This is a genomic window from Mesorhizobium carmichaelinearum, from assembly GCF_900199455.1.
Lineage (GTDB): Bacteria > Pseudomonadota > Alphaproteobacteria > Rhizobiales > Rhizobiaceae > Mesorhizobium > Mesorhizobium carmichaelinearum.
This window is the reverse complement of the sequence record NZ_FZQR01000005.1, coordinates 38,928-51,807: the sequence shown is the minus strand read 5'-3', so window position 1 is coordinate 51,807 and position 12,880 is coordinate 38,928. Positions and strand designations below refer to the sequence as shown.

Annotated in this window: 11 protein-coding genes; 8 read left to right on the top strand and 3 right to left on the bottom strand. The window is 63.4% G+C overall.

Annotation, left to right across the window (positions count from 1 at the left end):
* Positions 1-158 precede the first annotated feature (158 nt).
* From CKW40_RS13245 to CKW40_RS13215, 7 genes are all read left to right on the top strand, one after another.
* Entirely contained in the window at positions 159-998 is an 840-nt protein-coding gene (locus CKW40_RS13245; RefSeq protein WP_095200368.1) for a GNAT family N-acetyltransferase, read from the top strand.
* Positions 999-1,008: 10 nt separating this feature from the next.
* On the top strand, positions 1,009-2,382 hold the full coding sequence (locus CKW40_RS13240) for an aspartate aminotransferase family protein (RefSeq protein WP_095200367.1): 1,374 nt from the start codon (positions 1,009-1,011) through the stop codon (positions 2,380-2,382).
* Between the two features lie 237 nt (positions 2,383-2,619).
* Positions 2,620-3,342: an HAD-IA family hydrolase gene (locus CKW40_RS13235; protein ID WP_095200366.1), complete on the top strand. Its 723-nt coding sequence runs from the start codon at positions 2,620-2,622 to the stop codon at positions 3,340-3,342.
* 63 nt (positions 3,343-3,405) lie between these two features.
* A complete protein-coding gene (locus CKW40_RS13230) occupies positions 3,406-5,016 on the top strand; it encodes an ABC transporter substrate-binding protein (RefSeq protein ID WP_095200365.1) in 1,611 nt (536 codons plus the stop codon).
* Between the two features lie 86 nt (positions 5,017-5,102).
* The gene (locus CKW40_RS13225) at positions 5,103-6,053 is read left to right on the top strand and encodes an ABC transporter permease (RefSeq protein WP_095200364.1); all 951 of its coding nucleotides are present in this window, start codon (positions 5,103-5,105) and stop codon (positions 6,051-6,053) included.
* A gap of 2 nt (positions 6,054-6,055) precedes the next feature.
* Positions 6,056-6,901, top strand: coding sequence for an ABC transporter permease (locus tag CKW40_RS13220; RefSeq protein ID WP_095200363.1), 846 nt, complete (start codon positions 6,056-6,058; stop codon positions 6,899-6,901).
* Positions 6,898-8,553, top strand: coding sequence for an ABC transporter ATP-binding protein (locus CKW40_RS13215; protein WP_095200362.1), 1,656 nt, complete (start codon positions 6,898-6,900; stop codon positions 8,551-8,553). The genes CKW40_RS13220 and CKW40_RS13215 overlap by 4 nt, the downstream gene beginning before the upstream one ends.
* Before the next feature lie 131 nt (positions 8,554-8,684).
* On the opposite strand, the gene CKW40_RS13210 is transcribed toward CKW40_RS13215, so the two are convergent.
* Together CKW40_RS13210 and CKW40_RS13205 are read right to left on the bottom strand one after the other, a co-directional pair.
* Positions 8,685-9,161: an Lrp/AsnC family transcriptional regulator gene (locus tag CKW40_RS13210; protein ID WP_095200361.1), complete on the bottom strand. Its 477-nt coding sequence runs from the start codon at positions 9,159-9,161 to the stop codon at positions 8,685-8,687.
* Between the two features lie 9 nt (positions 9,162-9,170).
* Positions 9,171-11,219 (bottom strand): oxidoreductase, encoded by a 2,049-nt coding sequence (locus CKW40_RS13205; protein WP_244571172.1) that lies wholly within the window; start codon positions 11,217-11,219, stop codon positions 9,171-9,173.
* 99 nt (positions 11,220-11,318) lie between these two features.
* Between CKW40_RS13205 and CKW40_RS13200 the strand changes: the two genes are divergently transcribed.
* Complete coding sequence (locus CKW40_RS13200) at positions 11,319-12,260, top strand: LysR substrate-binding domain-containing protein (RefSeq protein ID WP_095200359.1); 942 nt, start codon at positions 11,319-11,321, stop codon at positions 12,258-12,260.
* 44 nt (positions 12,261-12,304) lie between these two features.
* On the opposite strand, the gene CKW40_RS13195 is transcribed toward CKW40_RS13200, so the two are convergent.
* Positions 12,305-12,781, bottom strand: a complete 477-nt coding sequence (locus CKW40_RS13195) for an Lrp/AsnC family transcriptional regulator (RefSeq protein ID WP_027167818.1) — start codon at positions 12,779-12,781, stop codon at positions 12,305-12,307.
* Positions 12,782-12,880: the final 99 nt, after the last annotated feature.

Below are 12,880 nucleotides of genomic sequence, written 5' to 3'. Positions count from 1 at the left end.
CCGCGCGCGGCGTGAAGCGCGTCCGCCACGGACGGTGCCAGCACAAGATGCGGCGCACCCCTCGTGCTACGGCGAAAGATACTGTCCAAGCCAAAGCCTTCAGACGATCTGCGGCGCGCCGATGCCCGAGACTTGGGCTCTAGACGGAAGGATGCCTCATGCCGCAGGGCGAGATCGAACTCCAGGCCTTCGGACCGCACCATATCGAGGGCGCCGTGGCGCTTTCCCGCCAGGAGAATTGGCCGCATCGCCCGCAGGACTGGCAGATGGCGCTGCAGCTATCGAATGGCGTGGTCGCACTCGACGGTCAGGGCCGCGTCACCGGAACCATCCTGGTCACGCCCTACGGCATGGATTGCGCCATGATCAACATGGTGATCGTCGACAGGGACGCGCGCGGCAAGGGGCTTGGGCGCCGGCTTATGGATCAGGCATTCGCGCTTGCCGGCAAACGTCCGCTGCGGCTCGTCGCGACGGCGGACGGCATGCCTCTCTATGAGAAACTGGGCTTCGTGCCCTCCGGCACCATTTTGCAGCACCAGGGCAAGGTCGCGGCGCTTGGCGCGCCCGATGGCGTGGAAGCAGCCGGTCCTGACGATCTGCCTAACATCAAGGCGCTGGACCGCGATGCCTATGGCGTCGACCGCGAGGCCCTGATCGATGCGCTGGCGGAGCGCGGCCAATTCGCGGTCATCCGCCGCGACGGCGCCATCGAGGCCTATGCCGCGATCCGCCCGTTCGGACGCGGCGAGGTGATCGGTCCGGTCATCGCGGGAAGTACCGACGAGGCTAAGGCCCTGATCGGCTTCTTCGCCGCATCACGCCCCGGCGCCTTCCTGCGCGTGGATACCGGCAGCGGGACCGGCATTGCCGGCTGGCTCGAGGACATCGGCCTCGCCCATGTCGGCGGCGGCGTGGCCATGGACCGTCCACCCAAGACGGGCGCGGAACAGATCAGGCCAAAAATTTACGCCCTCGCCAACCAGGCGCTCGGCTAGGAGGATAACAATGCTCGCCAATTCGCTGATCGAACTCGACCGCGCCCATCTCATCCACCCAGTCGCTTCATATCGTGGCCATGAGGCGCTTGGCGTCCGCGTCTTGAAATCGGCGAAGGGCGCGACCGTGACCGAAGCGTCCGGCCGGCAACTCGTCGATGGTTTCGCGGGGCTGTGGTGCGTCAATGCCGGCTACGGCCACGACAGCATCGTCGAGGCGGCGGCCCGGCAGATGCGCGAGCTCCCTTATGCCACAGCCTATTTCGACCTCGGTTCGGAGCCAGCCATCCGGCTCGCCTCGGAACTGGCCGAGCGCGCGCCAGGCGACCTCAATCACGTCTTTTTCACGCTTGGCGGGTCGGACGCGGTCGACAGCACGATCCGTTTCGTCCGCTACTACTGGAATGCCAAGGGCGAGCCGCAACGCGACCAGTTCATTTCCATCGAACAGGGTTACCATGGGTCGTCGGTGGTCGGCGCGGGCCTGACCGCGCTCCCCGCCTTTCACGCCGGTTTCGGCATTCCCTTCGAATGGCAACACAAGATCCCTTCCCCCTATCCCTACCGCAACCCGGTCGGCGAGGACGGCAATGCGATCATCGCCGCATCGCTCGCCGCGCTGACGGGCAAGATCGAGGAGCTCGGACCGGAGCGGGTCGCCGCCTTCTATGCCGAGCCGATCCAGGGCTCGGGCGGCGTCATCGTCCCGCCGAAAGGCTGGATCAAGGCCATGCGCGAACTCTGCCGGGAGTACGGCATCCTGTTCATCGCGGACGAGGTGATCACCGGTTTCGGTCGCACGGGCCCCCTGTTCGCCTGCACCGACGAGGAGATCGTTCCCGACTTCATGACGACCGCGAAGGGGCTGACCTCGGGCTATGTTCCCATGGGCGCCGTGTTCATGGCCGATCATGTCTATGACGTCATCGCCGATGGCGCGGGCGCCTCGGCCGTCGGCCACGGCTACACCTATTCCGCCCATCCCGTCAGCGCCGCCGTCGCGCTCGAAGTGTTGAAGCTCTATGAAGACGGCCTTCTGGAGAATGGCATCAAGGCCGGTGCCCGCCTGATGGCCGGATTGAAGGACCTGAGCGGCCATCCGCTGGTCGGCGACGTGCGCGGCCGCGGCATGCTTGCCGCCATCGAGCTTGTGGTTGACAAGGACAAGAAGACGCCGCTTCCGGCGTCGGCGATGCCGGCGCGGCGCATCTTCGACCGGGCCTGGGACAACGGCCTGATCATCCGTGCCTTTGCCAACGGGGTTCTCGGCTATGCTCCGCCGCTCTGCTGCACCGATGCCGACATCGATGCGATCATCGAGCGCACACGCCGGACGCTCGACCAGACGCTGGACGATCCCGATGTCCGCCAGGCTCTGGCATGACGGCGGCGGAATATGTCGTGTCTCGAAATATCGCCGGGGCGGACGATTTCGCAATTTTGTGCCGCCCCCTCACGCCTTTTCGGCGAATCCAGCGCGGGGGAAGTGCCAGACTGCCGTTAAGACAAGGCCAGAAAGCCCGGATTTCCGGGCCTTCGAAAAGGGCCGACGCCCCGGACAGCACGGAATTTTGTTCTGTTCAACACATGCAATTCGGCCGCGCGCAGAGGAGAGCCAGTCTTGGCCAGGGGCTTTAGCGAATTCAAATACTTGACCTTCGATGTCGTCGGCACGCTGATCGACTTCGAAGGCGGCATCACGACCTGCCTGACGGGGATTGCCGCCGAGGCCGGTGTTTCGATCGATGGCGAGGAAGCACTGAGCCTCTACCGGCAGGCCCGCTACATGCCCGATGCCGGCCTGTTCCCCGACGATCTCGTGCGTGTCTACACAGTCATCGCGCCGCGGCTCGGCCTGCCCGCCGAGGAAAGATACGGCGTCCGCCTGCGGGATTCGGCCAGTGTCTGGCAAGGCTTCCCCGACAGCGCGGCGGCATTGGCGGAGCTTGCGAAGTCGCACAGGCTGATCGCCATGACCAATGCAAGGCGCTGGGCGCTCGATCATTTCGAAAAGCAGCTCGGATCGCCCTTTTTCGCCACCTTTACGGCCGACGATACAGGCACGGAGAAACCGGACCCGGCCTTCTTCCAGAAGGTCTTCGATTTCGTGGCCTCCCGAGGCGGCAGCAAGGACGACATACTGCACGTCGCGCAAAGCCAGTACCACGACATTGGCATATCCCGGGCGCTTGGCTTGACCAATTGCTGGATCGAGCGCCGGCACGCCCAGAAGGGCTATGGCGGCACGATCGAGCCCGAGCGTTTCACCACGCCGGACTACCACTTCACCTCAATGGCCGCATTGGCGGCGGCCGTGCGGGAAAGCCTGAAGGAACGAACCTGAGCCCAAGTCCGGAAAGCCGCAGCAAGACGAGCAAGCCGGAAAACAAACCGAAAGGGGAATGATATGACCGACAAGATCACGAACTGGACCAGCGCAGACGATGCCATGGTCGAAACTGCCATTCGGCGGGGCGCGAGCCGCCGCGAACTTCTCAAGATGCTGTTGGCCGGCGGCGCCGCGGTTGCCGCGGGAAGCGTGGTGCTCGGCCGTGCCACCCAGGCCGTCGCCGCCACGCCGGTTTCCGGCGGCAATTTCAAGGCAGCCGGCTGGTCGTCCTCGACCGCCGACACGCTCGATCCAGCAAAGGCGTCGCTCTCGACCGACTATGTCCGCTGCTGCTCGCTCTACAACCGCTTGACCTTCCTCGACAAGGATGGCGTCACGCAGATGGAGCTGGCCGAAAGCTTCGACAGCAAGGACGCCAAGACCTGGACCGTGAAGCTGCGCAAGGGCGTCACCTTCCACGACGGCAAGGACCTCACCGCAGACGACGTGGTCTTCTCGCTGAAGCGCCACCTCGACAAGGCTGTCGGTTCCAAGGTCGCCAAGATCGCCGCGCAGATGACCGGCTTCAAGGCCGTCGACAAATCGACGGTCGAAATCACGCTCGCCGACCCGAATGCCGACCTGCCGACCATCCTGGCGCTGCATCACTTCATGATCGTCCAGGACGGCACCACCGACTTCTCCAAGGGCAACGGCACCGGCGCGTTCGTGCTGCAGACGTTCGAACCGGGCGTGCGCTCGGTCGTCACCAAGAACAAGAACTACTGGAAGTCGGGCAAGCCCTATCTCGACTCCTTCGAATTCATCGCCATCAGCGATGACAGCGCCCGCGTCAACGCGCTGCTGTCTGGCGACATCAATTTCGCTGCCTCGATCAATCCGCGTGCGATGAAGCTCATCGGCGGCCAGCAGGGCTTCGAACTGTCCAAGACGACCTCGGGCAACTACACCGACCTCAACATCCGGCTCGACATGGATCCGGGCAACAAGGCCGACTTCGTCGCCGGCATGAAATATCTCGTCAATCGCGAGCAGATCGTCAAATCGGCGCTGCGCGGCCTCGGCGAAGTCGGCAACGACCAGCCCGTCTCGCCAGCGAACATCTTCCACAATGCCGACCTCAAGCCGAAGCCCTTCGACCCGGACAAGGCCAAGTTCCACTTCCAGAAGGCGGGCCTGCTCGGCCAGTCCATTCCCGTGATCGCCTCCGATGCCGCGACCTCGTCGATCGACATGGCGGTGATCATCCAGGCCGCCGGCGCCGATATCGGCATGAAGCTCGACGTCCAGCGCGTGCCGTCCGACGGCTACTGGGACAATTACTGGCTCAAGGCGCCGATCCATTTCGGCAACATCAATCCGCGTCCGACGCCGGACATCCTGTTCTCGCTCCTCTACGCCTCCAACGCGCCCTGGAACGAAAGCCAGTACAAGTCGGAGAAGTTCGACAAGCTGATGATCGAGGCGCGCGGCTCGCTCGACCAGGCCAAGCGCAAGGAGATCTACGGCCAGATGCAGACCATGATCTCCGAGGAGGCCGGCACCATCATCCCGGCCTACATTTCCAACGTCGATGCCCTCTCCAGCAAGGTGAAGGGTTTGGAGGCGAACCCGCTCGGTGGCATGATGGGCTACGCAATGGCGGAATATCTCTGGCTCGAAGCCTGAGAGGCGCCTGCCGGGGACCGGACAGCCGGTCCCCGGCACCTATTGCGCAACATGGCTTGGCCGAACGCAACCGCAGGAGCGCTTCAATGACGTCTGGGGTTCTAAACCTCGTGCTGAAGCGGCTGGCGATCGCGGTCGTCACGCTTCTGATCGTTCTGTTCGCCGTGTTTTTCGCCACCAGCATGCTGCCCGGCGACACCGCGTCGATCCTGCTCGGCCAGGCGGCCACCCCGGAAGCCGTCGCCGGCCTGCGCGAGGCCATGCATCTCAACGATCCGGCAATCCTGCGCTTCCTGCTCTGGGTTGTCGGCCTGCTCCACGGCGATCTCGGCACCTCCTATGCCAATGAGATGCCGGTCGCGGCGCTGATCGGCGGGCGCTTCGTCAACACCATGGAGCTTGCCGGCATCACCACGCTGCTCTCGGTGCCGCTGGCGCTGACGCTCGGCATCACCGCCGCGATGCTGCGCGGTTCGCTCTACGACCGCGCCGTCACCATTCTTTCGATCGGCGTCATCTCGGTGCCGGAATTCATGGTCGCGACGCTCGCGGTTCTGCTTTTCGCTGTCTATCTCAAATGGCTGCCGGCACTGTCCTCGGTCAATGAGGCGCATACGCTGACCGACCTCGTGCGCATCTATGCCATGCCGGTGATCACACTGACCTTCGTCATCTCAGCACAGATGATCCGCATGACCCGTGCCGCGGTGATCGAAACGCTCTCCACGCCCTATGTCGAGATGGCGCTTCTCAAAGGCGCCTCGCGCGGCCGCATGGTGCTCAAGCACGCGCTTCCCAATGCGCTCGGGCCGATCGTCAACGCGGTCGCACTGTCTTTGTCCTATCTGGTCGGCGGCGTCATCATCGTCGAGACGATCTTCAACTATCCCGGCATCGCCAAGCTGATGGTCGATGCGGTCGCGACCCGCGACCTGCCGCTGATCCAAAGCTGCGCGATGATCTTCTGCCTCGGCTATCTCTTGCTCATCACCGTCGCCGACATCATTGCCATCATGTCCAACCCGAGGCTCAGGTGACGATGGCGCGCGTGGCAGCTTCCCGACGGTCCTTGCTGGGTCACAGTTACAATCTCGTGGGTGTCGTGGCCGCGCTGGTCATCCTGGCGTGGACGCTGATCGCCATCTTCGCGCCCGCCATCATTCCCCATTCGATCGGCGACATCGTCGACGACGATTATTTCGGCCCGATGCGTCAGGGGCTGTGGCTCGGCTCGGACTATCTGGGGCGCGACATGCTCTCGCGGGTGCTGATGGGCGCACGCTACACCGTCGGCATATCGCTCGCCGCCGTCGTCATCGCCTGCTTCTCGGGCGTGGTGCTGGGGATGATCGCGGCCGTCACCGGCGGCTGGCTCGACACTTGCCTCAGCCGCTTCCTCGACGCCATGAACTCCATCCCCAGCAAGCTGTTCGGCCTTGTGGTCGTCGCCGCGGTCGGCTCGTCGATCCCGGCGCTGATCCTGACGCTCGCCGTCATCTACATACCGGGCGCCTACCGCTTCGCGCGGGCGCTCGCCGTCAACATCAACACCATGGACTTCATGACCGTCGCCCGCGTCCGCGGCGAAAGCATCGCGTACCTCATCGGGTCCGAGATCCTGCCCAACATCATCCGCCCGGTGCTGGCCGACTTCGGCCTGCGCTTCGTCTTCATCGTGCTCTTGCTCTCCGGCCTGTCCTTCCTCGGCCTCGGCCTGCAGCCGCCGCTTGCCGACTGGGGCGCGCTGGTGCGCGAGAACATCGGTGGCCTGCCCTTCGCGGCGCCCGCCGTCATCGTTCCCTCGCTGGCGATCGCCAGCCTCACCATCAGCGTCAACCTGCTGATCGACAATTTGCCGCAGAAGATCAGGGATCGCGACGCATGACCAATCTCGTCGAGGTCAGGAACCTGAGGATCGAGGCGACGACCGACTCCGGACGCGTCGTCGAAATCATCAAGGGCGTCAGCCTCGACATCGCCGATGGCGAGATCGTCGCCCTGATCGGCGAGAGCGGTTCCGGCAAGACGACGGTGGCGCTCTCGCTCATGGGCTATGCGCGGCCCGGCTGCCGGATCATCGGCGGCGAGATCAATGTGAACGGCAAGAACATGGCCGCACTTTCCGAAAAGCAGCGCGCCAAATTGCGCGGCACCGACATTGCCTATGTTCCGCAAAGTGCTGCCGCCTCGTTCAACCCGTCGTCCACCATCATGGAGCAGGTGATCGAGGTCACGCGCATCCACGGCCTGATGCCGCCCGAGCAGGCGCGAAAGCGCGCGGTCGAGCTGTTCCGGGCCTTGTCGCTGCCGGACCCGGAAGGGATCGGCGCGCGTTATCCGCACCAGGTTTCAGGTGGGCAATTGCAGCGGCTGTCGGCGGCCATGGCGCTGATCGGCGATCCCAAGCTGATGATCTTCGACGAGCCGACCACGGCACTCGACGTGACGACGCAGATCGACGTGCTGAAGGCATTCAAGTCGGTCATGCGGGCGGGTGGGATAGCGGGTGTCTATGTTTCGCACGACCTCGCCGTCGTCGCCCAGATCGCCGACCACATCGTTGTGCTGAAGGGCGGCGAAGTGCAGGAGACCGGCACCACGGCTCAGATCCTTTCGGCTGCCCAGCACCCCTATACGCGTGAACTTTTGGCTGCCTTCGAGCCGAAGCCGCGGCAAGCGCATGCGGACGCGGATGCCGGCGCCAAGCCGTTGCTGCGCATCGACAATGTGACGGCCGGCTATGGTGCGGTGCGGGCTGACGGACTGCCGCTTATCCGCGCCGTCGATACCGTCAGCCTGGTCGTCGAGAAAGGGCGCAATCTCGGCGTCATCGGCGAATCCGGCTGCGGAAAATCGACGCTGGCGCGCGTCATCGCCGGCATCCATCCGGCGGCGGCCGGCGACATCATATTCGACGGCAAACAACTGGAGCGCGGCGCAGGCAAACGCAGCCAGGACCAGCTGCGCGAGATGCAGATCGTGTTCCAGTATGCCGATACCGCGCTCAATCCGGCCAAGCCGGTCGAAGACATCATTGCCCGGCCGCTGGCCTTCTATCACCAGCTCGACAGGCAGGCGCGCTCGAAGCGCGTCGACGAACTGCTCGACATGGTTCGCCTGCCCAGGACGCTGCGCTACCGTCGCCCGTCGGAGCTCTCGGGCGGCCAGAAGCAGCGCGTGAATTTCGCGCGCGCGCTGGCGGCCGGACCCAAGCTGATCATCTGCGACGAGATCACCTCGGCGCTCGACACGGTGGTGGCGGCCGCCGTGATCGAGCTGCTCAAGGAGCTGCAGCGCGAGCTGGGCCTTTCCTACATTTTCATCAGCCACGACCTCTCCGTCGTCGAAGCGATCTGCGACGAGATCATGGTCATGTACAATGGCGAGCGGGTGGAGCAGATCACGCCCGACAGACTGATGGCGCCCATCCATCCCTATTCGAAGCTTCTGTTCTCCTCCGTGCCGAAGCTTGACCCGACGTGGCTCGATGGCCTCGTCCGCGACCCCGAGTTGGTCAGCCAGTACGGCCATCGCTAGAGCAATTCCAGGAAAAGTGTGAACGGTTTTCCGTCCGGAATTGCGTCAAAACTAATGCATGTCGCCCAGAAGTGTGCAGCGGTTCTGGGGCAACGACATGTATCAAAACAAAGACTGAAAACGGTGGAGCCTCACCTCGGAAACAGGCTGGGAAGCGGCATGTGCGCCTTGACGATGGGCGACTTCAGCACCACGAAGCTGAAACACTTGTCGATGCCGATCTCCATGTCGGTCAGCCGCTCCACGATCGCCTGATATTCGGCAATCCCACCTGTGACGAATTTCAAGAGATAATCGTAACGAGCGGAAACGCGGTGGCATTCGACGGCCGCATCAACCCTGTCGATGGCGGCAAGGAAACGCGCGAAGTCGATCTGACGATGGTTCTTGAGCGTGATTTCCGTGAAGACGGTGAGCGTCCGCCCGAGCTTAGCGATGTCGATCTGCGCCGAATAGCGCACGATATAGCCTTCGGCCTGCAGCTTCTTTACCCGCATCAGGCAGGGGCTGGGGGAGAGATTGACCAGTTCCGCCAGCTCCACATTGGTGATGCGGCCGTTCTTCTGCAGCTCGTACAGAATCTTGATGTCGATCCGATCGAGTTTCATGGGCCCTGCCTACAATTGCGAGCAGAGCCGGTAGGCCTCGTAGATCGACGAATAGATGTCCCTGCTGGCAACGGCGTCTCCTATGCGGTGCAGGACGAACGATCCGGCAGCCTGGGGACCATTGTCCCGCATCGGTTCCATTCCCGTCATAAGCGATATGTCGGTGACGCCGTTGTTGGCGGAGCGCGCCCGCAATTCCTGGTAGGTATCCTCCATGGGCACCGTGCCGCGCTCGACGATGAGTTGGGCCGCAGTCATTTCCGTTTCCGCGCCGGTGAGTTCATGCCGGAACGTCGCGGCGATGCCGTTGCCCTGGCGCGCAGCCTTGACCAGGCGCACATCGCTGACGACCCGGATGCCGCGTTCCGCGGCGCGCTTGCGAAAACTCACCCGGTCCGGATAGGGCGTCTCGATCGCCAGCGTGTCATCCGCTATGGCCAGGCTGACCACACGCCCCGGACGGGCAAGATGCAGGGCGCAGGAAATCGCGGCCTGGCGTCCGGTCTCGTCATAGATGAGCACGTCGTCCTTCGCCGGCACGACCCCGGTCAGGACGTCCCAGACGCTGTCGCAATGCTCATCGCCCTCCAGCCATTCCATGTCCGGAATGCCGCCGGTGGCGATGATGACCGCGTCCGGTTTTGCCGCAAGGACGATCTCTGCGTCCGCATAGGTATTGAGACGGACGTCCACGCCCAGGCGAGCGAGCTCGCCGGTACGCCAGTCGACGATGCCGATCAGATCCTTGCGATCGGACGCCGAGGCCGCGACGAGCACCTGCCCACCAAGCCGCGCCCCGGCTTCGAGCAGGCTCACTCTATGGCCGCGCTCGGCGGCCACCCTTGCCGCTTCCATCCCGCCCGGACCACCGCCGACCACGACCACCCTTATCGGCGTTTCGGCCCGGTCAATGAGATGGTTGACGATCGTTTCATGGCCGCTGGCCGGGTTGTGGATGCATTGCACCTTCTTGTACAGGCAGTAGGACGCGCCGACGCAGGGGCGGATGCGTTCTTCTTCGCCGCGCATGATTTTGTTGACGATGTGCGGGTCGGCGATATGGGCCCGCGTCATGCCGACCAGGTCGACAAGGTTCTCGCGGATCGCATGCCGGGCCGTGGCGACATCCCGGATGGCCGCGGCGTGGATCACGGGCAGCCTGGTTTCCCGTTTGAACTGCCCGACCAGCGGCAGAAACGGCGCGCTCGGGCTGAACATGCCGGGCATGTTCTGCTCGGCCAGTGACAGGTCGGTGTCCATGCGGCCGAAGATGCAATTGAAGAAATCGACATGGCCTTCGCGCTCAAACAGCCTGGCGAAGGCAAGGCATTCCTCGAAATCTGATCCATCGTCGACCGCCTCGTCGATCACCAACCGGATGCCGACGGCGAAGTCGTCGCCCACAGCGCGGCGTATCGCCTCGTGAACCATCAGGCCGAAGCGCGCGCGGTTTTCCAGCGAGCCGCCGAAGCCATCCGTGCGTCTGTTGGTTCTGCGCGAGAGGAATTGCCCGATCAGATGGCCGCCGGTGACGGTTTCGACGCCATCCAGACCGCCGTCCACGCAACGCCTTGCGGCATTGGCGTAATCCCTGACGATCCTGTCGATGTCGGCAGCGTCCATCTCCTTCGGAAAATTCCGGTTTCGAGTCTCGCGAACGCGTGACGGCGCCACTGGCGGCAGCCAGTTCCCGGCATAGGCGGTGGCGCGCCGGCCAAGATGTGAGACCTGGCACATGACGGCGGCGCCATGGCGATGAATGCGCTGCGACAGCGACTGGAGATGAGGGACGATGCGATCGCTCGAAAGGTCCAGCTGACCGCCGCCCCAACTGGAATCGGGCGACGTCATGGCCGAACCGCCCGCCATGGTCATCGCCAGGCCGCCGCGCGCTTTCTCCTCATGGTAGCGCTGGTAGCGCTCGAGCGGCAGGCCGCCCTCGTCCAGCATCGAGGCATGGCTGGTGCTGACGACACGGTTGCGCAGCGTCAGGCCCTTGAGCCGAAACGGCTGCAGCAGAGGATCACTGGATGTGCCGCCTGCTTGAGATGCCGCCATCGTCACGTCCTGCTCCACCCCATTCATGAAGCTTATAGTTCGCCATTTGCGAAGCCGGAGAAAGCTTGAAAATTGTTGGGGTGGCTATACGCTGGGCGTATGGCTGGTTTCGCAAAACTTGTTCCTTCCGCGCGCGGACTGCTTGTGTTCGAAGCTGCTGTCCGGTCAGGCAGTTTCACCGCCGCCGCGCGCGAGTTCAACGTCACGCAACCATCGATCAGCCGCAGCATCGCCCAGCTAGAGGCCGATTTTGGCGTTGCTCTTTTCACGCGGGGTGCAACGGGGTTGACCCCGACTTCGGAGGGACGTGCCCTTTATTCGGCTGTGCGGGAGGGATTTGACCGCATCGAGGAGGTGATCCGGACAATCAAGCGGAACGGTGATGCAAAGCCGGTGGTCACTCTTTCCCTTTCGAGTTCTCTGGCAACCTATTGGTTCGTTCCGAGGTTAGGGGCGTTCAACGCAAGATTTCCCGATGTGGACCTGAGGTTCGAACTGATCGCGGGCGTCCTGCGCGGACCCGCCGAGACCGTCGACCTGGCCACGAGAATCCTGGCCGACGACGACACCCACTATCACCACTGGGCATTCTCGCCGGAGATCATCGTTCCGGTGTGCAGCCCATCCTATCTGTCGGCCCATGGCCGGCTGATCCATGCCGGAACCGGAGAGGGTCATGCCCTGCTGCACCTGACCGACGCCAAGGAGCAGTGGCTGGACGCCTGGGGCAGTGTGGCGGACCGCAAGACCAGCAGGGCAAAGTGGCTCGAATTCTCGGATTACGCGGTCGTGCTTCAAGCCGCGATGAACGGGGAAGGCGTGGCGCTCGGCTGGCTCAGCAACGTTTCAAGGGCGTTGCTTCAGGGAACCCTTGTCCCGGCTTCGGACAGGCAGATCAAGACGGGCCGGATCCATCAGTTGATTGCCCCGCGCTCAAGGCCGGTACGGCCTGTCGTCTCCGATATCCGCGCCTGGATGATCGCCGAGATGCAAGCCGAATTGAAAGCACTGCGGCCGATCTTGCGGCCTGACATCTGGTAGCGGGCCGCAGTCGACAATGCAGCGCCCGGCGTGGCCACGGCTGACTACCTTGGAAACAGGCTGGGCAGCGGCATGTGCGCCTTGACGATGGGCGACTTCAGCACGACGAAGCTGAAATACTTGTCGATGCCGATATCCATGTCGGTCAGCCGTTCCATGATGGTCTGGTACTCGGCGATGCCGGCGGTCACGAATTTCATCAGATAGTCGTAGCCGCCCGACACGAGGTGGCATTCGATGACCTGGTCGATCTTCTCCACGACGGCGAGAAAGCGGGCGAAGTCGACCTGGCGATGGTTCTTCAAGGTGATCTCGGTGAACACGGTCAGCGTCTGGCCGAGCTTGCCGATATTGACCTGTGCGGAATAGCCTTCGATGTAGCCCTCCGACTGGAGCTTCTTGACCCGCATCAGGCACGGGCTTGGCGACAGATGCACCAGATCGGCCAGTTCCACATTGGTGATGCGGCCGTTCTTCTGCAATTCGTATAGAATCTTTATGTCGATCCGATCCAGTTTCATGGTCGTCTCCGCAGAACGCATGCCACAGCACAAAATGCTGCCTTGCTTATAGACATTGACACTACCACAGCCGATTGGCCTGTCCATCCAAGTGGATAC

Excerpts from the sequence above, each read along its gene's own strand:
- CKW40_RS13210 (WP_095200361.1), bottom strand. The coding sequence starts at position 9,161 with ATGAAACTCGATCGGATCGACATCAAGATTCTGTACGAGCTGCAGAAG.
- CKW40_RS13200 (WP_095200359.1), top strand. The coding sequence starts at position 11,319 with ATGGCTGGTTTCGCAAAACTTGTTCCTTCCGCGCGCGGACTGCTTGTG.
- CKW40_RS13215 (WP_095200362.1), top strand. The coding sequence starts at position 6,898 with ATGACCAATCTCGTCGAGGTCAGGAACCTGAGGATCGAGGCGACGACC.
- CKW40_RS13220 (WP_095200363.1), top strand. The coding sequence starts at position 6,056 with ATGGCGCGCGTGGCAGCTTCCCGACGGTCCTTGCTGGGTCACAGTTAC.
- CKW40_RS13195 (WP_027167818.1), bottom strand. The coding sequence starts at position 12,781 with ATGAAACTGGATCGGATCGACATAAAGATTCTATACGAATTGCAGAAG.
- CKW40_RS13245 (WP_095200368.1), top strand. The coding sequence starts at position 159 with ATGCCGCAGGGCGAGATCGAACTCCAGGCCTTCGGACCGCACCATATC.
- CKW40_RS13240 (WP_095200367.1), top strand. The coding sequence starts at position 1,009 with ATGCTCGCCAATTCGCTGATCGAACTCGACCGCGCCCATCTCATCCAC.
- CKW40_RS13225 (WP_095200364.1), top strand. The coding sequence starts at position 5,103 with ATGACGTCTGGGGTTCTAAACCTCGTGCTGAAGCGGCTGGCGATCGCG.
- CKW40_RS13230 (WP_095200365.1), top strand. The coding sequence starts at position 3,406 with ATGACCGACAAGATCACGAACTGGACCAGCGCAGACGATGCCATGGTC.
- CKW40_RS13205 (WP_244571172.1), bottom strand. The coding sequence starts at position 11,219 with ATGGCGGCATCTCAAGCAGGCGGCACATCCAGTGATCCTCTGCTGCAG.